The organism is Rhodococcus sp. 06-1460-1B, assembly GCF_002258475.1.
Lineage (GTDB): Bacteria > Actinomycetota > Actinomycetes > Mycobacteriales > Mycobacteriaceae > Rhodococcoides > Rhodococcoides fascians.
Genome location: NZ_NOYS01000006.1, coordinates 12,431 through 30,512, shown reverse-complemented (window position 1 = coordinate 30,512; position 18,082 = coordinate 12,431). Strand labels below are relative to the sequence as shown.

General features: G+C 66.1%; 17 protein-coding genes and 1 tRNA gene. 6 read left to right on the top strand and 12 right to left on the bottom strand.

Translation table 11 applies throughout. From position 1 onward, the window contains the following. Nucleotides 1-79: 79 nt before the first annotated feature. A complete protein-coding gene (locus CH268_RS01945; RefSeq protein ID WP_094662240.1) occupies nt 80-946 on the top strand; it encodes an alpha/beta hydrolase in 867 nt (288 codons plus the stop codon). Nucleotides 947-976: 30 nt separating this feature from the next. Further along, complete coding sequence (locus CH268_RS01940; protein ID WP_094662238.1) at nt 977-1,825, top strand: patatin-like phospholipase family protein; 849 nt, start codon at nt 977-979, stop codon at nt 1,823-1,825. A 16-nt stretch (nt 1,826-1,841) separates the two neighbouring features. Here the strand turns inward: CH268_RS01940 and CH268_RS01935 are convergent, their stop codons facing one another. Beyond that, the gene (locus CH268_RS01935; protein ID WP_094662236.1) at nt 1,842-2,750 is read right to left on the bottom strand and encodes an amidohydrolase family protein; all 909 of its coding nucleotides are present in this window, start codon (nt 2,748-2,750) and stop codon (nt 1,842-1,844) included. Next, nucleotides 2,737-3,423 carry a dienelactone hydrolase family protein gene (locus CH268_RS01930; protein ID WP_048318810.1) on the bottom strand — a complete coding sequence of 229 codons (687 nt, stop codon included), beginning with the start codon at nt 3,421-3,423 and terminating at the stop codon, nt 2,737-2,739. The genes CH268_RS01935 and CH268_RS01930 overlap by 14 nt, the downstream gene beginning before the upstream one ends. A 106-nt stretch (nt 3,424-3,529) precedes the next feature. Between CH268_RS01930 and CH268_RS01925 the strand changes: the two genes are divergently transcribed. Beyond that, nucleotides 3,530-4,507, top strand: a complete 978-nt coding sequence (locus CH268_RS01925; protein ID WP_094662234.1) for an NADPH:quinone oxidoreductase family protein — start codon at nt 3,530-3,532, stop codon at nt 4,505-4,507. 21 nt (nt 4,508-4,528) lie between these two features. On the opposite strand, the gene CH268_RS01920 is transcribed toward CH268_RS01925, so the two are convergent. Together CH268_RS01920 and CH268_RS01915 are read right to left on the bottom strand one after the other, a co-directional pair. Continuing rightward, nucleotides 4,529-5,884, bottom strand: coding sequence for an ABC1 kinase family protein (locus CH268_RS01920; protein WP_094662232.1), 1,356 nt, complete (start codon nt 5,882-5,884; stop codon nt 4,529-4,531). Continuing rightward, nucleotides 5,881-6,444 (bottom strand): TetR/AcrR family transcriptional regulator, encoded by a 564-nt coding sequence (locus CH268_RS01915; RefSeq protein WP_176457823.1) that lies wholly within the window; start codon nt 6,442-6,444, stop codon nt 5,881-5,883. The genes CH268_RS01920 and CH268_RS01915 overlap by 4 nt, the downstream gene beginning before the upstream one ends. Nucleotides 6,445-6,547: 103 nt before the next feature. Between CH268_RS01915 and CH268_RS01910 the strand changes: the two genes are divergently transcribed. After that, the gene (locus CH268_RS01910; RefSeq protein WP_176457822.1) at nt 6,548-7,165 is read left to right on the top strand and encodes a DUF998 domain-containing protein; all 618 of its coding nucleotides are present in this window, start codon (nt 6,548-6,550) and stop codon (nt 7,163-7,165) included. On the opposite strand, the gene CH268_RS01905 is transcribed toward CH268_RS01910, so the two are convergent. Further along, nucleotides 7,148-7,927: an enoyl-CoA hydratase/isomerase family protein gene (locus CH268_RS01905; protein ID WP_027495198.1), complete on the bottom strand. Its 780-nt coding sequence runs from the start codon at nt 7,925-7,927 to the stop codon at nt 7,148-7,150. The genes CH268_RS01910 and CH268_RS01905 overlap by 18 nt on opposite strands. 72 nt (nt 7,928-7,999) lie before the next feature. Between CH268_RS01905 and CH268_RS01900 the strand changes: the two genes are divergently transcribed. Continuing rightward, nucleotides 8,000-8,073, top strand: a tRNA-Met gene (locus CH268_RS01900). Between the two features lie 72 nt (nt 8,074-8,145). Here CH268_RS01900 and CH268_RS01895 read toward each other — a convergent pair. From CH268_RS01895 to CH268_RS01875, 5 genes are all read right to left on the bottom strand, one after another. Continuing rightward, nucleotides 8,146-8,784 carry an LON peptidase substrate-binding domain-containing protein gene (locus tag CH268_RS01895; RefSeq protein WP_094662228.1) on the bottom strand — a complete coding sequence of 213 codons (639 nt, stop codon included), beginning with the start codon at nt 8,782-8,784 and terminating at the stop codon, nt 8,146-8,148. Beyond that, the gene (locus CH268_RS01890) at nt 8,781-9,710 is read right to left on the bottom strand and encodes an alpha/beta fold hydrolase (protein ID WP_027495200.1); all 930 of its coding nucleotides are present in this window, start codon (nt 9,708-9,710) and stop codon (nt 8,781-8,783) included. Before CH268_RS01890 ends, CH268_RS01895 begins: the two co-directional genes overlap by 4 nt. 111 nt (nt 9,711-9,821) lie before the next feature. Beyond that, nucleotides 9,822-12,407 (bottom strand): alpha/beta fold hydrolase, encoded by a 2,586-nt coding sequence (locus CH268_RS01885; RefSeq protein ID WP_094662226.1) that lies wholly within the window; start codon nt 12,405-12,407, stop codon nt 9,822-9,824. Between the two features lie 182 nt (nt 12,408-12,589). Then, nucleotides 12,590-15,112 (bottom strand): ABC transporter permease, encoded by a 2,523-nt coding sequence (locus tag CH268_RS01880; RefSeq protein WP_094662435.1) that lies wholly within the window; start codon nt 15,110-15,112, stop codon nt 12,590-12,592. Between the two features lie 68 nt (nt 15,113-15,180). After that, nucleotides 15,181-15,915 carry an ABC transporter ATP-binding protein gene (locus CH268_RS01875; protein WP_032367760.1) on the bottom strand — a complete coding sequence of 245 codons (735 nt, stop codon included), beginning with the start codon at nt 15,913-15,915 and terminating at the stop codon, nt 15,181-15,183. A gap of 75 nt (nt 15,916-15,990) precedes the next feature. On the opposite strand from CH268_RS01875, the gene CH268_RS01870 reads away from it, so the two are divergent. Further along, nucleotides 15,991-16,755, top strand: a complete 765-nt coding sequence (locus CH268_RS01870; protein ID WP_027495204.1) for a deoxyribonuclease IV — start codon at nt 15,991-15,993, stop codon at nt 16,753-16,755. A 12-nt stretch (nt 16,756-16,767) separates the two neighbouring features. On the opposite strand, the gene CH268_RS01865 is transcribed toward CH268_RS01870, so the two are convergent. Next, on the bottom strand, nt 16,768-17,463 hold the full coding sequence (locus CH268_RS01865; RefSeq protein ID WP_141215075.1) for a hypothetical protein: 696 nt from the start codon (nt 17,461-17,463) through the stop codon (nt 16,768-16,770). Nucleotides 17,464-17,519: 56 nt separating this feature from the next. After that, nucleotides 17,520-18,044 carry a DUF309 domain-containing protein gene (locus CH268_RS01860; protein ID WP_045841731.1) on the bottom strand — a complete coding sequence of 175 codons (525 nt, stop codon included), beginning with the start codon at nt 18,042-18,044 and terminating at the stop codon, nt 17,520-17,522. Nucleotides 18,045-18,082: the final 38 nt, after the last annotated feature.

Below are 18,082 nucleotides of genomic sequence, written 5' to 3'. Positions count from 1 at the left end.
GAGGATAGTTACCTAGACGAATCTGTGGGGTTCGAGCGATGGGCCGTCGAAGGCGTCGCGGTCCTTGTACGGTGACCGAATGCAGCATGTCGAGTCGTCGTTCGCCGGGGTACACGGAACTCGTATCGTCTACGACGTCTGGACCCCGGACGTCGCCGCCGATAATTCGCCTACCGGCGTTCTGGTGCTGGCCCACGGCCTGGCCGAGCACGCAGGTCGGTACCGACACGTGATCGAGCGGCTCGGCTCGCTCGGCCTCGTCGTCTACGCACCCGACCACCGCGGGCACGGGCGATCCGGCGGCAAACGAGTCTCTTTGGCGAAGTGGTCGGACTTCACCGACGACCTGCACACACTCTTCGGCATCGCGGCGGAGCAGCACCCCGGCAGCCGCACCTTCCTCCTCGGACACAGCATGGGCGGTGCCATCGCACTGTCCTACGCCCTGGACCATCAGGGTGATCTGGACGCACTGATGCTGTCCGGGCCTGCGGTCAACCCGTCCGTGGGCCAGCCGAAAGCGTTGGTCGCGGTGGGTGCAGTCCTCGGCAGGTTCGTGCCGTCGCTGCCGGTGCTGAAACTCGACCCCCACGACGTCTCCCGCGACAAGGCCGTCGTCGACGCCTATGTCGCCGATCCGCTGGGCTATCACGGCAGCGTCACGGCCGGGCTCGCGGCAGCACTGTTGCAGGAGAGTCGTACGTATCCCGCCAGATTGCCGTCGCTGACCATTCCGGTGTTGCTGCAGCACGGAACCGCGGACCGGTTGGCCGATGTCTCGGGCAGCGAGCTGATCGTCGAACTGGCGGGATCCGAGGACCTGACCTTGAAAACCTACGACGGGTTGTTCCACGAAGTCTTCAACGAGCCGGAGCAGGAACGCGTGCTCGACGACCTGATCACGTGGTTACGTCCGCGGGTCGGCGGCGGGGCTGTAAGTTCCTGACGGGTCCAGCGGAAGAACGGGGTTACGACCATGGCCAGACGAGCGCTCGTATTGGGCGGCGGCGGTGTAGCGGGCATTGCGTGGCAGACAGGCGTCCTTCTGGGACTGGCCGAGGCCGGGGCCGATGTCAGCGACGCCGAGATGTTGCTCGGAACGTCGGCCGGTTCTTCGGTGGCCGCTCAGATCTCGAGCGGCACCCCGGTGTCGGAGTTCTTCGAGCGTCAGGCGGACGAGTCGAAGCAGGACAACGAGCCACACGCCGAGGCCACCATCGACGAGCTCGTCACCATGTTGGCCCGAGCAGCCCAGAACTCGGACGGCAGTGCGCTGGACACCCGCAGGCGCATCGGTGCCGAAGCTCTGGCGACATCGACGATCAGCGAACGGGAACGACGAGCCATCATCGCCCGCCGACTGACGAAGCACTCGTGGCCCGACCGTGATCTGCGGATCGTCACCGTGGACGCCCTGACAGGGCGCCATCGAGTACTGGACCGGGGATCGGGCGTCGAGCTCATCGACGCCGTGGCCGCGAGCTGCGCGATCCCGGGCATGTGGCCGCCGGTGACGATCGGCGATCACCGCTACGTCGACGGCGGTATCCGTGCGAGCGAGAACGCCGATCTGGCGGTGGGTTTCGAGAAGGTGCTGGTGCTCAAGGTCGGTGCACTCGACCTGGAAGGCGACCCCTTCGAGGTCGAACGGGGAAAATTGGTCAAGGGCGGCTCGAAGGTGGAAGTGATCGTTCCCGACGCGGCTTCGTCGGCTGCGATCGGACCCGACCCCACCGACATCGCCGTGCGCGCAGCGGCGGCAACAGCGGGCCGGGCGCAGGGCACCGCCATCGCCGAGCGTATCGCCGAATTCTGGGTGGGCTGAGACCCGCGAACGGGACTCAGCCGAACAGGGCCGCGCCGTTGCTCCAGCACACGGCGCGAACCCACTCGTCGCCGAGTCCGAGACGGCTCACCGCCTGCAGCGCGTCCAGGTAGGGGTACGGGATGTTCGGGAAGTCGCTCCCGAACAGAATGCGATCCTGCAGGTCCAGCAGCCGCGGCATCTCGTGCCGGGGAAACGGCGCAGCGGCTTCGGAGAAATCCGTGAAGGCCATGGTGGTGTCCAGGCGTACGTTCTCGTATCGATCGGCCAGATCGAGAAAGTCGATGTACTCGGGCATGCCCATGTGCGCGACGATCAGCGGTAGCGTCGGAAACCGCTGCAGCAGTGCGGCGATCGGCTCGGGGCCGGTATACGAGCCGGGTGCCGGTCCGGAGCCGCAGTGGATGACCACCGGAATCTGCGCATCCGAAATGGTGCCCCAGACGCCGTCGAGCAGCGGGTCGTTGGGCGAGTAGTTCCCGACCTGGATGTGCGACTTGAAGATTCGGGTTCCGTTCGTCACCGCCTGCTCGACGTACTGCGTGGCTCCGTCCTCGGGATAGAACGTCGCAGTCTGCAGGCAATCGGGGGTGCGGGCCGCGAAGTCGGCACCCCAGGAGTTCAGCCAGGCTGCCATCGCAGGTTTGTGCGGGTAGATCATCGACGTGAATCGCTGCACGCCGAACCCTCGAATCACCTGCAGCCGCCGGTCTTCGGCGAAGCGGTACGAGATGGGCCAGACGCTGCCCGTCAGCGGGCCTGCGCTGTCGAAGTAGCTCCATACCTTGTCCATCACGTTCTTCGGCATGAAGTGCGTGTGGACGTCGAACAGACCGGGCAACGCCAGCTCGGTCCAGAACGCGACGATGCGTTCGGTCTCCTCCGCGAGTTCGGCGTCGGAGCGAGGGTGCTCAGCGTGCGACATGCGCGTCGAACCACTCGAGGGTCTTGGTCCACGCGTCGCCTGCGGCTGCGGCATCGAACACGGCAGGGCGGTCGTCGCAGTGAAAGCCGTGCTTGCCGTGGGGGTATCGGGTGATCTCGGTGCCGACCGGTGCCGTGGCGGTGATCTCCCGCAGTGTCTCGACGTCCTGGAACGGAATGCCCTCGTCCAGATCTCCGAAGAAGCCGTGCCACGGTGTCTGGAGGGCGTCGCCCACCGAGGCCATCGCGGGATAACCGAAGCGGCCCTTCGTGATTCCGCCACCGTAGAACGTGGCGGCCGCACCGAGTTGCCGTCGAACCGCGGTATGGAAGGCCACGGTCCCGCCCATGCAGAAACCGACGATCGCGATGGACGAGGGCTCGAACCCCAGTTCGGCCAGCGCACTCGCCGCCGCGTCCACGTCGGAGTCCACCTCGTCCGCCTCGAGTTTCCCGATGGCCGCCATGGCGGAATCCATGTCCGAGTAGTCGAGCACGCTCACACCCTCCTGCCGGTGGAACAGATGCGGAGCCACGGCTACCCAGCCTGCGGCCGCGACCCGATTGCAGACGTCGACGATGTGGTCGGTGACCCCGAAGGCTTCTTGGATGACGATGACGCCGCCGCGGGCGGTGCCGTCGGGCGAGACGACGGTGAGGGGAGTGGTGTTCACCCCTCGATTGGAGCACATCACCAGGAGTGGATGCCGGTAGCGGCGGTGAGTACGGCAGTTTTGTACCGTGGCAGGCAGGGAACGATCCCGACCGAGAGGACACTTCATGCGCGCGGTACAGATCTCCAGTCTCGATGGACCCGATTCGGTGACCGTTGCCGATATCGACGAACCCACCGCGCGTGATGGGTCGGTGGTCATCGAGGTCAGGGCCGCGGGCGTCGCGTTCCCCGACGCGTTGCTCACCCGTGGGCTGTACCAGTACAAGCCCGAGTTGCCGTTCGTTCCGGGCAGCGAGATCGCCGGCATCGTGCGGTCGGCTCCGGCGGATTCCGGCTTCTCGGCCGGAGACCGCGTGGCAGCGTTGACGGGGCTCAGTGACGGTATGGCAGAGGTCGCCGTCGTCTCGCCCGACACGGTGTTCGCGTTGCCCGAGTCCGTGTCGCTCACTGCGGGCGCGGGCTTGCTGTTCAACGATCTGACGGTGCACTTCGCGTTGCGCGAGCGCGGCCGCTTGGCGCAGGGCGAGACGGTGTTGGTGCACGGCGCGGCGGGCGGGATCGGAACCTCCGCTCTGCGAATGGCTCCGGTGCTCGGGGCAGCACGGGTGATCGCAGTGGTGAGCTCGGAAGCAAAGGCAGACATCGCGCGAGCCGCCGGAGCCACCGACGTCGTACTGGTCGACGGCTGGAAGGACGCGGTCAAGGAGCTGACCGGTGGCCGTGGCGTCGACGTGGTCGTCGATCCGGTGGGCGGTGACCGATTCACCGACAGTATCCGTTCGCTCGCGCCGTCGGGCCGAATCCTGGTGCTGGGCTTCACCGGTGGCGAGATCCCGACCGTCAAGGTCAACCGGTTGCTGTTGAACAACGTCGATGTCGTCGGCGTCGGGTGGGGTGCGTGGTGGATGACGCGCCCCGGCTACCTGGCCACTCAGTGGGCCGAGATCGAACCGCTGCTCGCGGACAGTTCGCTCGTGGCTCCCGAGCCGTCCGTCTTCCCCGTCTCCGACGCGGCAGCAGCGATCGCCTCGCTCGAAAACCGAACGGCAGCAGGCAAAGTGGTACTCGACTTCAGTCTGTGATCGGGTGCGCGGGCTGCCGGATCACTCCGGCAGCTCGATGCCCCGTGCCTCGGACAGCGCTGCGATCTCGGCGGGAAAGACGTTCTTGAACACGAACGGGTCGGTGCCCAACGCCCAGTTCGGTGCGAGTTCGATGGCATACCTCTCGAAGTAGCCGAGCTGCTTGGCCACCAGGATCAGTTCCTCGGGACTGGACGTCTTGTACTGCTTGCCCATGCCGACCAACGCCCGGATGAAATCCGCCAGGCTGAAGTGGGCGAGGGTGGTCGAGAGCATCGGCGCGAACACCGACTGCAGAATCGCGCCGACCTCGGCGTCCGAACCCATCTGCGGAGCAACGATTCCCAGACGTTTGACGGTACCGGCGAGGCGGGTGAAGTCGCCGTCGATCACCGTGGCGTGGAAGAGGTCGAGCAACAACGCGCGCCACTGCTCGTCCACCTCGCCCATGACGCCGAAGTCGAGAAAGGCCACTCTGCCGTCGTCGAGCACCCAGACGTTTCCCGCGTGCACGTCGCCGTGGAACAGGCCGTGCAGTACCAGGGCCTCCATCCAGACCTTGGCGGCACGGCGAACGATCAGCTCCGATTGCTCACCGGGCCGGTACCGGTCCAGCGGCGAGCCGTGCATGCGTTCCATGCAGATCACGCGTCCACCGCAGTAGTCGAGAAACACCTCGGGTGCGGTGACGTGCTTGTTGTCGCCGAATGCCCCGATTGCACTGCGAAAGCTGTGCTGGCGCTTGGCTTCCACTGCGCTGTCGAGTTCTGCGAACGTCGCGGCGTGCAGGTCGACGATGATGGCCGACGCGTTGGCCGTGGCGAAGAACGGAATGAACTTCTCGAGACCGCGCGCGATGAGATACGCGATTCGCAGGTCGATCTTCATGCGGTGGTAGATGCCTCGCCGCTGCACCTTCATAACCACTTCGCGGCCGTCGTCGCGGCGCACGCACAGGTGTACCTGGGCGACCGAGGCAGACGAGAGAGGTACGTCGTCGAACGAGGAGAACAACTCCTCGACGCTCCGGCCCAGGTCTGCCTCGATCACCGCGCGGGCCTGCGACCCGGGAAACGGCGGCACCTCGTCCAGGCATCGCAGACAGGTGTCGGCGAGGACCTTGGGAAACAGTCCGGGCGACGAACCCATCAGTTGCCCCACCTTGACGAAGGTGGGGCCGAGCACGAAGAACGCGTCGACGACGGCCTTGGAGGCGTGAACCGGCCAGCCGCGCCGCGGCGCACGAACCCAGCGGCCGATGGCGACGAACTGAAAGTACGTCAGCACCGACCCGATCACGATCAGTCGCAACAACTCTCGTATCCCGAAGGTCTTCAGCTCGGGTGCCGGCTTGGGCGTCGTGTCGTCAGGTGTCATGCGTGCACTCCCGCCGACACGCGTGCGGCCGAGGCTTCGAGTCGGCCCAGCACCCGGTCGAATCGTGTGGCATCGTCGAATGCCCTCGCCAGCACCAACGCCCCCTGGATCCCGGCGACGATCTCTTCGGCCAGTTCGGCCGCCGCGTCGCCGTGTCCGAGCCGCTGCAGCACCGGAGTGAGTGCCTCGATCCACTGGGTGAAATGCGCGGCGACACGGCTGGAGAAGGTGGCACGCTCGAGCCCGAGCGTGAACGCGCCGAACAGGCACACCAGGCGATTGGACCGAAAATAGCGGGCGGTCTGCTCGAACATGTCGTGGGTCGTCGACGCCGCGTCGTCTCCGTGCCGCAGCGGCTCGAAGACGTTGTGGTGGAACCACAGCTCGACGTCGTCGAGGACTGCCTCGGCCATTTCCTGCTTTCCCCGCGGAAAGTAGTGGTAGAGACTGCCTTTGCCGAGTCCAGTGCATCTGCTGATGACCGCGAGGGACGACCCGTCGAACCCGTGGTCGCGGAACACTCCTGCGAGTATCGGCACCACGTCGTGGCGATCGCTCATGAGCCGGTACTGTACCAATCGGTACAAGCCCGGTGCATCGGGGTGGCCGGGAGTGGAGCCTGCGGAATGACCCATCGGGTAGAGCGCGGTGAATACTGCAGTCGTGAAGAGAACTACCGTCCTGGCCGCTGGAGCCTTTCTTGCCGGCGGGGTGACCTACCTCGCTGCCGAAGCGATTTCGGCGCTGGGCTGGACCGACCGACCGTACAGCTACGCGCGCAACAACATCAGTGACCTCGGGATTCCGGACATCTCACCGTGGCACCCGGTGATGAACACCGGCTTCGTGGTCGACGGCACGCTGTTCGTTCTTGCCGGCCTCGGATTGTCGGTGTTGTTCGAGGGTCGAGCGCGCTGGATCGTGCTGGGCACGTCGGTCGTGCACGGCGTCGGCAGCATCGTGGTCGGGCTCGCGCATGCTTCGGTCGACGGAGCATCGACTCCCCATGCAGCGGGCGCGGGTATGGCGATCATCGGTGGAAACCTGGTGCTCCTGGCTGCAGGCCGGTACGGCGGACGCGTCGGCGCACCTCGCTGGTACACGACGGCCAGCGCGGTCGCCGGTGTCGCGGGGCTGGCCGGTTTCGCATTGTTTCTCGCCGATACCGGCATCCTCGGCGGTGGAGCGTTCGAGCGGATTTCCGTCTACACCATCATCGGATGGGAGATCGTCACCGGTGCAGCACTTCTCGCGCGGGCCCGGCTATCGAAAGTTCGGTGATTCCTTGGCGAGGAAGGCCCGTACGCCCTCTCGGCCGTCGGCCGACTCGAAGGCTTCCTCGAACACCGGCAGTGCGCGTCGTGCCGGTTCGTGTGGTGACTGCCCGAACGTGAGCGCGAGAGCTCGTTTGTTCGCGTGCACGGCCGAGCGGGACTTCGCGGCCAGCACGTGTGCCAGGTCCAGTGCCATCGACAAGGACCCACCGCGTGGAGCCACCCTGTTGATCAGACCCCATTCCAGAGCGGTCTCGGCAGAGATGGGCTCGCCGAGCAACACCAGTTCGGCTGCGCGCGACTGACCCACCCGCCGCAACGCACGCATGGTCCCGCCACTGCTGGGGACGAGCCCCAGATCGATCTCGGGCAAGCCGAGGCGGGCACCCGCGTCGGCGACGACGAGATCGCAGCACAGCGCCATCTCGAGCCCACCGCCCAGGGCGAAGCCGTCGATCGCTGCGACCGTCGGGAGCGGTAGGTCGGCCAGTAATTCGAGGGTCGCGTTCTCGACATTGCTCTTGCGTTCGAGGACGTCGCCTGCCGCCTGCATCGCGGGCATTTCGGAGATGTCCGAACCGGCACTGAACACCCGGTCGCCGGTGAGCACGACGGCCCGGACGGAGGAGTTGTCGGCCAGCTCGCGAAGCATCGCCCGCAGACGTCGCGTCGCAGGCTGGGTCAAGGCGTTCACCGGAGGGTTGCTCAGCGTGATCTGTGCGACCGCCTGGTGTGGAAAAGACAGGACGGGTGACGACTCGGTGGGCATAGAAGAACCGTAGAGCGTTGACCTGGCGATTGGGAGTCTGCCACGACGGCATGTACCGTGGGTATCACCCGACGCGGGGTGGAGCAGCTCGGTAGCTCGCTGGGCTCATAACCCAGAGGTCGCAGGTTCAAATCCTGTCCCCGCTACTACGAAGATCAGGTCCGGCACCGATGGTGCCGGGCCTGATTTCTTTTCTGGGTTCGCCGGGCTGGCTCCGGTCAGGGCTGAAGTCTGAATTGCACGACGGCCGTGACGTTTTCGATCGCGTCGTCGAGTGCCTTCAAGCGCGACGGGGCGTCCGGTGCCGACAGGATGTCGAGTCGGTCGGACTGGCCCATCGGGATCAACGAGGCCAGTGACCAGATCTTCTCGACGGCCGAAATCGGGAGGCTCAGAAAATCCGGAACGCCCGGCGTCAGGATGTCCCCGGAGGATTCGAGCCGACCGATCAGCTCGTACAGATCCTCGACCTTGGTCCAGGTAGCGGCGAATTGCGTGTCGGCGATGACGGCATCGACGTCTGCGTCGGGCCATGCGCGGACGTCGGCCAGTGGGTAGGGGTCGTCCGGGAGCCACGCGTCGATGCGGATCCGCTCACCGCCGACGCATTCGAGCAGATACCTGCCGTCTCCGATGGCCTCGTGACCGATGATGTGGGCGATCGTCGCCACGTCGTGTCGGACGTCGCCGCCGCCTGCCTCGTGCCCCCGGGCAATGAGAACGACGCCGAAACGGGGATCGTCCATCTTGAGACAGTCCTGTACCAGTGCCTGGTATCGAGGCTCGAAGATGTGCAACGGGAGACGTTCGCCCGGCAGCAACACGCTGCCGAGCGGGAACATCGGGATGACGCTCACGGGCGCTGCAGCGGCATGGCTGCCGGGGTGATCTCCGTCGGCGCGCTGTGGTCCGCGTCGCTCGAGTCGGTGTGGTTGGCGGCCAAGAACTCGTCCAGTAGCCGGAAGAAGAAGTCCGGCTCGTCGAGCTGCGGGAAGTGGCCGGCGTCGGGAAAGATCTCGACGCGACTGTTGGGTACCTCGCGTCGGATGTTGTCCGCATGCTTGGCGGGAATCATGCGGTCCTTGCCGCCCCAGATCAGCAGCGAGGGAATGGACTCGAACTTCTCGAAATGCTGCTTGGCGCTGACGGTTTGGCCGCGAGGACCCACGACGGCCCGCGTCGACGCCAGAAATGCCTCCCGCGTCGACCGGTCTGCGACCGATCGGAACGAGCGCCACGTCTCGGCCATGCTGGGGCCGGGCTCTACCGGAACCCCCCACTTGCCCAGTCGAGCCAGCACACCTTCGGTGTTCCTGCGGAACCAATCCGAGGCCAACATCGGAAGCACCAGTTCGCTGCCGGGTAGCGTCGCGGCTTTGAGTAGCAGGCTGACCTCCGGGCCGAGCCCGCCGCTGCTGACCAGCACGAGGCGATCGACCCGTTCGGGAAAGAGGTACGTCATCTGCATGACGATGCCGCCGCCGAGCGAGTGGCCGACCAGTGGTGCCGAGTCGATGTTGAGGTACTCCATCAGGTCGCGGATGGTGGCCGCGTGCGAACTGAGTGAATAGTCGCCGGACGGTTTGTCGGAGTCACCGTGCCCGAACAGGTCGGGTGCGATGACCCGATACCGGTCCGACAGTCGCTCGATCTGCGGGCCCCAGGACTTGTGCGATCCGAGCAGCCCGTGGACGAGAATCACGGGCGGCCCGTCGCCGATATCGACGTACCGCAAGACGTCCTTGTGTAGTTCCACCGACTGCAGTTCGTACGATGCGCTCATGGTCGACCTCCCTGTCTCGGTTCGGGCCGGTGGCTCGGCTAATTAGCCGTCCGGCACAAACGTACAAGCTGTGCCGCCACCGCGACAGGCCGTCGCGGGTGATATTCCCAGTCAGCGCGCGTTGTCGACGGTGTCGTCGATGATGTCGGCCAGTTCCTTCGCCATCGGTCCGCGCAACATGTTCGCGTGGTGGCCGGTGATATCGACGAACGTCAGCTCGCCGTGAGCGACTGCTCGCCACGACCGGAGGTCCTTGACGTTCTCGGTGGTGCGAACCACAGTCATCGACCCCGACCACGGAGTCGGCACATGCTTGTTCAACGCCACGTACCCGATGCTGGCGAACACCAACCATTCCATGGTCGTCGGATACCGCAGCAGCCCAGCGAATTGCATACGCAGCCACAGCGCGGCCGTACCGACACGGCCCAGATGGAAGCCGGCGTCTTCTCTGGTCGGTGCGGGCGGCGCTGCCGGGACAGACGTACCCCCGGGAAGCCGGTCCAGGAGATGACGGAACAGCCGGGTGTCGAGAAGTAACAGATGCGGGGTACCGACGCCGGAATCTCTGATCTTCTCTGCCATCGCGATGGCGATCCAGCCGCCGAGCGAGTGGCCGACAAGATGGAACGGGCCGTCGGGGGCCACCGTGCGGATCGCGTCGACATACCGTGCCGCAGTGGCTCTGATGGTCCGGTCCGGTCGCCCGCGTGTGCCTCGGCCGTGTGCCTGCAGGGCATAGACGGGACGGTCGGCGTCGAGGTGCTTGACCAGATCGAGAAACGCCATCGCGCCCACACCGGCACCACCGATCAGGAAGATCGGAGCTCCGGTACCCCCGGTGCGCAGCGGGACCAGAACGTCGTGGACACCGGACGAGCGCCGACGTGCGGCGGCGGTGTCGCGAAGCCGAGCGTCGACGGTGGTCGCCAGCGTTCGCACGGTGGTCGACGCGAACACGTCCTGCGGATCGAGGTCGATCTTCAGGTTCTCGCGCAAGTGGGCGAGCATCGCCGTCATGGTCAGCGAGTTGCCACCGAGTTCGAGGAAATCCTCGTCCCGCCCGATGGCGTCCAGTCCGAGTGCAGTGCGAGCGGCCTCCGCGACGATGTATTCGGTGGGGCCGACCGCGGTGCGTTCGACGCGTCGGTCGGACGGCTCGGGCAGTGCTCTGCGGTCGATCTTGCCGCGTTCGTTGCGGGGCATGGCGTCGAGCGCAACGATGTGGGTGGGCACCATCCATTCCGGCAGGGTTCGGCGCAGGGCTGCCCTGATGTCGGCCTGGCTCGCCCGGACGGTGCGGTCGGAGCAGATGTACGCGACGAGGTCGGTATCGGCACCGGATCTCCTGCCGATCACCACGGCATCGTCGATGTTCGGCAGCGCGCGCAGTGCTGCCTCCACCTCGGCCGGTTCGACGAGGTAGCCGCGTACCTTGACTGCGTCGTCGATGCGCCCGGCGAGCTGCAATGTTCCGTCCTGATCGAACCGGCCCAGGTCGCCGGTGCGGTAGCGGAACAGGCCGTCGCCGAGGGCGGCGAATTTCTCCGAGTCCACGCCGACATCCTCGAGATAGCCGTCGGCCAGGCACGCCGACGTGACGCGCACCTCGCCGATGACGTCGGGTTCGCACGGGGAGCCATCGGCAGCAACGACCTCGACGAGCTTTCCCGCGACGGGTGTGCCCGCGGGCAGAAAGCCGGACGGTAGCGCACGGTCGAGGGGGTACTCGCTGAACGCGACGGCCCCGGCCTCGGTGGTCGCGTACCAATTGACGAGTGTGGCGCGGTTGTCGGAAGCCAGGCGGAAGCGGCGGGCGTCGTCGGCGTGCAGTGATTCTCCGTAGGTGGTGACGACGCGCAGCGTGGGTACGGTGACTTGGCCCGCAACGGCGCGCAGTAGCGACGACGAGCAGTGCAACGTAGTCAGCGAGTGGTCCGCTACCCACTCTGCGATGCTGCCGACCGTGCCGGATCGAGGGTCACGGCAGTGAACGGTGGCACCGCTGAGCAGCCCGGCGAACAGAGTGTTCAGGCCCGCGCCGAAACTGACGGGAAGGGCATCGCCGACGCGATCGTGGGTGCCCAACCCCAGCGCGGTCGATACCTCGTACGCCTTGGTCAGGCACATGCGATGACTGAGTACGACGCCTTTGGGCGTACCGGTGGACCCGGACGTGAAGTTGATCACCGCGGTGTGGCCGCCCGAGACCGTCGGCAGCGGTACGCAGGAATCGACCGCTGCGTCGACGGTCATCGAATCGAGGGTCGAGGCCTTGGCCTGTTCGACGATGCGGTCGCGGCGCTCGCGGGGGAGTTGCGGATCCAGCGGAACCAATGGGTGGCCTGCAGCGATGACGGCCAGCATCAGCACGATCGAGTCGACCGACGCGTCCGCCTCGACGGCGAGGGGCCGGTGATCGGACGGGCGCAGGGCAGCGATCTTGCGTGCCTGCGAATACACGCGATGCAGCAACTCGTCGAAGGTCAGGGACGTCCCTGCCGCGTGCAACGCGGCCGCGTCCGGCATGGCGTGCGCTACCTCGCGGTAGCGCGCCATCAGCGTGTCGCGGCCGTCGGGACGACACAGCGGGGCGAGCGCGGATCGTGCCGGTACAGGTCCCGTCGACACAGCTCGGCTCGACACAGATACCGTCGGCACAGATCGGGTCGGCGCGTACGCGTCCTGAATCGTCATGATTCTCCTTGCACGAGCCCGACCCACGAGGTAAAGGTTCGTTTGCGGTACCCAAACCTACTTGAAGACTGTTTTACCACCCCTAAAGTAGACGCGGGCCGTCTTTCCGCGCAAGCCGAAAACCGGACATTTCGTAACGAACGGGTGTCGTTACGAAATGCCCGGTGTCGGGGCGACCCTGATCAGAGGTCGGCTATCGCCTCCAGCGGTTTGGTGCGCGCGGCCCGAACGGCAGGCCACAGAGCAGCCAGCACTCCGACCACCGCGGACCCGAGAAGCATTGCGACGACCTGCCCCCAGGGCACCGTCATGGCACCCAGGCCCTCGTCGCGCAGGGTCTGGACGAAGCCCCACCCGAAGGCGATGCCGAGGGCGACGCCGACGATGGCACCGAACAGGGCGATGAGCAGCGACTCGAGGTAGATGATGCGCCGCACCTGCGGTCGCTGCATTCCTATCGCCCTGAGCATGCCGATCTCGCGTCGGCGTTCGACGACCGACAGGGCGAGGGTGTTGACGATGCCCAGCACTGCGATGACCACGGCCAGGGCGAGCAGTCCGTACAGCACCGCGAGCAGTGTGTCGATCTGCTGGCCTTGGCTGCCCTTGAACTCTTCGACGTCCTGTACCTGCACCACCACGGACGGTTTGGTCGCAGCCTCGAGGTCGGTGCGCAGCGTACCGAGGTCGGTTCCGGGCGCGGCTTTGACGAGGACCAGCAGATCCGACCGCGTGATGGACGGCGTCACCTTCTCGTAGATGTCGCCCGAGACGATCCAACTGCCGATCAGTGGGTTGTCGGTGAACACACCGGTGACGGTGACGGGAACCGAAGCTCCGTCGACGGAGTCGAACACGACCTGGGTGCCGATGTCCCAGCCCTTGGTGGACGCTTCGGTCTCGGACACCGAGAAGCCGTTGCTCTCGAGGTCTGCGGTGCCCCGAACCATGGACAGGTCGAGCAGTCCTTCCGGGGAGCCGTCGATGGCAGCGCCGAATTCTTCTTCTCCGGCGATCGTGACGAACACCGGATGCAGCACAGCGGTGCGTTCCACCCCGCGGACCTGTTGTGCGGCTGCCGTTGCTCCGGCCGGCACACCGATCGACTGTGGACCGGACAGGATGTAGTCGGCTTCGACGCCGGTGTCGACGAGCGAATCGACACTCGCCTTCGCCGTCGACCCGAGTACCCCGATGACGGTGACGAGCATGAGGCCGAGCATCAACGCGAATGCGGTGGCTGCCGTGCGGCGCGGATTGCGCACCGAGTTGGTTCTGGCCAAGCGGCCGATGGCACCGAACGGTCGGGTGAGGACGGCCCCGAGTGCTCCCACGACGGGCCGTGACAACGACGGTGCGGCCAGGGCCGTGGCCACGATCGCCGCCACCGCGCCGACGCCGACGGTTGCTGCGGCAGCGCCGCCGGTCGACTGAGCGCCGATGACTATCGCTGCCGCTCCGGCAATACCCAGTCCGACGCCGATGAACGTCCGGGTTCGCAGGGTGTCGCCGGCGGACGCGAATTCCTCGCGCATTGCGGCCACCGGTGGAATCTTGGCGGCTCGCCGCGCCGGTGCGTAGGCGCTGAGGACGGTGACGATGATGCCCACCGCGAAGGCGACGACGACGGTGCGTGGTTCGAGGGCGAGTGGGCCCGACGGCAACCCGAGGTCGAAGGCATTGAGCAGAGCGCGCAATCCGTACGCAAGTCCCACGCCGCCGGCGAACCCCAGCACACTTCCTATGACGCCGACGACGACCGCTTCGAGTACGACCGAGCGACTGACCTGCCCACGGCTGGCTCCGATGGCGCGAAGCAGCGCCAGTTCGCGTACCCGCTGAGCGACGATCATCGAGAACGTGTTGTAGATGATGAACGTGCCGACGAGCAGTGCAATGGCACCGAACGCGAGCAGGAAGTACGTGATGAACGACAGTGCCGACTCGACCTCGGCCTTGGTTTCGGCCTGGACGTCGGCAGCGGTCTGCACTTTCAGATCCGGGAACGCGGCGGCGATCTCGTCCCTGAGGTCGCTCTGCGTCTTGCCCTGTGCGGCGAGATCGTTGCCCGCGACGTCGATGTACTGCACGTGCGCACCGTCGGTGAACAACTCGTTCGCCTGGCTCTGCACAAACTGAATCCCGATGAAACCACCGGATTCTGTTGCAGTGGAATAGATTCCGGAGATCGTGATGTCGGTGATCCCCTTGGACGGCACGAGTACCTGGGTCGCGTCGCCCACCTTCAGGCCCGCTCGATCGGCGCCACCTGCGTTGATCGCGACCTGGCCGGGCGCGGTGGGGGCCGAGCCGGAGACGAATGTCGCCGGATCGCCGAGCCGCTGCTCGTCCGGCAGGTAGGACTCGCCGATCGTCGGTGCTCCGCCGGATTGCACTGCGGCACCGTCTTTACCCAGCAGAACGAGTTGTCCTCCTGCATACGGAGAGACAGCACGCACGCCGGGAAGCGCCGAGATGGCGGCGATGTCCTCGTTGGGTACTCCGCTCGATCGCGCATCCTCGGGGGCGACTCGAACGTCGGCTCCCTGTGCGGTGTCGGCGAACAGTGACGAGAACGTGCGCTGCAGCGTGTCGGTGAAGACGAACGAGCCTGCGACGAAAGCGGTTCCGAGTACGACGGACAGAACTGTCAGTGCCAGCCGAACCTTGTGGGCGGCAAGGTTTCGCAGCGACACCTTACGCATGGGGTTGCCCGACGCGGCCCGCGTCGGGGCCTTGTCGGGATTCGATTTCTTGGCGACCGAGTGCGACATCAGTGGACCGTTTCCAGCTTCTTCATGCGCTCGAGGACGGCGTCGGCGGTGGGCGACGCCAGTTGATCGATGACAGCTCCGTCGGCCAGGAACACGACGCGGTCGGCGTAACTGGCCGCTCGTGGGTCGTGGGTGACGATGACGACGGTCTGATCGAATTCGTCTGCGGCCGTGCGCAGAATCGACAGCACCTCACCGGACGAACGAGAGTCCAGGTTGCCCGTCGGCTCGTCGCCGAACACGATGTCGGGTCGACCGGCCAGTGCACGAGCGCACGCCACGCGCTGTTGCTGCCCACCCGAGAGTTCGCTCGGGCGATGGCCCAGGCGGTCGCGCAGTCCCAGTCGGTCGACGACGGTATCGAGCCAGCCCTGATCCGGGGTGCGTCCGGCGATGTCGAGCGGCAGAGTGATGTTCTCGAGTGCGGTCAGGGTGGGCACCAGATTGAAGGCCTGGAACACGAAACCGATTCGGTCCCTTCGTAACCCGGTCATCTCCTTGTCGGACAGCGCCGTCAGCTCGGTGTCGCCGATCGTGACCGTGCCCGAGGACGCGGTGTCCAACCCGGCCAGGCAATGCATCAGTGTGGATTTGCCCGAGCCGGACGGGCCCATGATCGCGGTGAATTCTCCGCGGGCGAACTCGACGTTCACCCCGGACAGTGCGTGCACCTGGGTGTCGCCAGAACCGTAGACCTTCGATACGTCGACCGCACGTGCGGCAATGTCGCTCATGGGTGCCAGTGTTTCAGTGTTCGGGCCCGGTCGCTATCAGGGGAGACCCTGAACTCGACCCCTATGATGGGCGTCATGCGCATCGGAGCACATGTCCGCGACAGCAGCGACCCTCTGGGCACGGCCGAGACGCTCGGCGTCGACCTGGTCCAGATGTTTCTGACGGATCCGCAGAAGTGGAACAAGCTCACCCCGCACCCCCAAGGTGAGGCTCTGTTGACCGGAGACGTCGATGTGGTGGTGCACTCGTCCTATGTTCTGAACGTGGCGAGCCTGAACAATCGCATCCGAATCCCGTCCCGCAAGGCGGTCGTCGAACAGGCCGCAGCAGCTGCCGAGATCGGTGCCATCGGTTTGGTGGTGCACGGCGGTCACGTCCGGGAGGGCGAGGACACCGCCAAGGGAATCGACAACTGGCGCAAGCTGTTCGAGCGTCAGGCCGAGCAGGGTGGTTTCGGCGTACCGATCTTCGTCGAGAACACTGCCGGCGGTGACTCGGCGATGGCGAGGCGCTTCGACGACATCGCGCGGTTGTGGGACGCCATCGGGGAGTTCGGTGCCGGTTTCTGTCTCGACACCTGCCATGCGTGGGCCGGCGGCGAAGACCTGATCGACGTGGTCGATCGCATCAAGGCCATCACCGGACGAATCGACCTGGTGCATCTGAACAATTCACGCGACGAGTTCGACTCTGCCCGCGACCGGCACGCGAACCTGGGCACCGGAACCATCGACGCGGACATTCTGACGGCCGTCGCGCTCGCCGCCGATGCACCGGTGATCCTCGAAACTCCGGCCGAGGGAATCGACGACGACGTGAGGCTGCTGAAGAGCCTGTAGTGAATCCGGCTGTTACGAGGGCACTGCCGTCAGCTCGGTGGTCGCTGCGGCCCACAGCCGGACCAGTTCGTCCATTCCCTCGATGCCGGTGGACCAGGTGATTCGGGCCGACACGAGCCCTGATTCCGTCTCGCCGATCGCGATGTCGATGGCGTAGCCGCTGGGCTCGCCATGGCCGGCGTCGGCTTCGGATACATCGTGGCGGAACAGAATCTGCGCTCCCGGGCGGCAGGCCAGCGCGGGGTAGTTCCGGGTCAGCGGGTAGTCGCGGCCACCGTGAGGTGCCGAGTCCAGCCGTCTGCAGACGTCGTCGACGAGGTACGAGGCGCGGGCGGATTCGGTGAGGGCGTCGACCGGAACGGCGGGGAGCCGGACGGGATGGACGAATCCGGTGTCGTCGACGTCGATATCGACCAGGACGCCCGACGACGAGCCGCGGCGGTTGTCTCGCTGCCACGTGGACACCGCAGATCCGAGCGCGGCGAGCAGCCGAGCGTCGAGCCGGTGCGTGTTCGTGGGAACGGACAGCGTGACCATGGTGCGCTCACGGAGTGGAGACGGCGTGACCTGCAGCGGACGTTCGGCCGGGGTCAGGACAGCGACCCAATAGGGAACCTGTTCGGCGACCTCGGTGCAGAAGGTACGTCCGAGCTGAGCTGGGCTGATCGTCTCGCGATGGGCGAGTTTCAGCGGTGCGAACACGGTCACGCCGAGGAACCCCACTTCCGGTGAAGATTGTCCTAGCCTTACCTAATTCCCTCAGGCTAGCTCGAGTCCGGCCGGTGTGCCAGGACGCCCCCGTCCGATCCCGATTCCACCGCCCGGCGCAGTGCGGGAACGCCTGGTGAGGTCGGTAGCGTTCCCGTCTCCAGGTCCTCGAGCAGGTCCTCGGACCAGCCGAGCAGACCCGTCACGTCGATCCGGTGTGGGGGCTCGACCTCGTAACCGATCAGGCGGTCGTGTCCTTGGCGAAGCAACGAAGCGGCACCTACGCGGTTTCCTCGCATCAGGTGCGTCAATCCGACGGCCAGTTGTGCAAGGCCCTGCCACAGCTCGCGTTCGTCCGGGACGCAGCTCTTCCACGTGCCCTCGAGTACCTCGTGGGCGTGAAACGGCATACGTGCGTCCAAGAATCGTTGCGCTTCGGTGAGCGCGGCGTCCGGTGGAAGACGGAGATCGTCGGGAACCCGGGGTGTTCCGGTGCCGCCGCGGGCCAGCGGGCGGCCGAGGCCGTCGCGCGGCCGGGCGTTGAGGGGCTTGCCCTGCGGGTCGCGCTCGCGTTCGGCCATGGCGGTCACCCTAGTGGGGTGACCGCCATGGCCCACAC

Bases quoted from the DNA above. Each gene is read 5' to 3' on its own strand.
- CH268_RS01945 (WP_094662240.1), top strand. From the start codon at position 80: ATGCAGCATGTCGAGTCGTCGTTCGCCGGGGTACACGGAACTCGTATC.
- CH268_RS01940 (WP_094662238.1), top strand. From the start codon at position 977: ATGGCCAGACGAGCGCTCGTATTGGGCGGCGGCGGTGTAGCGGGCATT.
- CH268_RS01935 (WP_094662236.1), bottom strand. From the start codon at position 2,750: ATGTCGCACGCTGAGCACCCTCGCTCCGACGCCGAACTCGCGGAGGAG.
- CH268_RS01925 (WP_094662234.1), top strand. From the start codon at position 3,530: ATGCGCGCGGTACAGATCTCCAGTCTCGATGGACCCGATTCGGTGACC.
- CH268_RS01920 (WP_094662232.1), bottom strand. From the start codon at position 5,884: ATGACACCTGACGACACGACGCCCAAGCCGGCACCCGAGCTGAAGACC.
- CH268_RS01915 (WP_176457823.1), bottom strand. From the start codon at position 6,444: ATGAGCGATCGCCACGACGTGGTGCCGATACTCGCAGGAGTGTTCCGC.
- CH268_RS01905 (WP_027495198.1), bottom strand. From the start codon at position 7,927: ATGCCCACCGAGTCGTCACCCGTCCTGTCTTTTCCACACCAGGCGGTC.
- CH268_RS01890 (WP_027495200.1), bottom strand. From the start codon at position 9,710: ATGAGCGCATCGTACGAACTGCAGTCGGTGGAACTACACAAGGACGTC.
- CH268_RS01885 (WP_094662226.1), bottom strand. From the start codon at position 12,407: ATGACGATTCAGGACGCGTACGCGCCGACCCGATCTGTGCCGACGGTA.
- CH268_RS01880 (WP_094662435.1), bottom strand. From the start codon at position 15,112: ATGCGTAAGGTGTCGCTGCGAAACCTTGCCGCCCACAAGGTTCGGCTG.
- CH268_RS01875 (WP_032367760.1), bottom strand. From the start codon at position 15,915: ATGAGCGACATTGCCGCACGTGCGGTCGACGTATCGAAGGTCTACGGT.
- CH268_RS01870 (WP_027495204.1), top strand. From the start codon at position 15,991: ATGCGCATCGGAGCACATGTCCGCGACAGCAGCGACCCTCTGGGCACG.
- CH268_RS01860 (WP_045841731.1), bottom strand. From the start codon at position 18,044: ATGGCCGAACGCGAGCGCGACCCGCAGGGCAAGCCCCTCAACGCCCGG.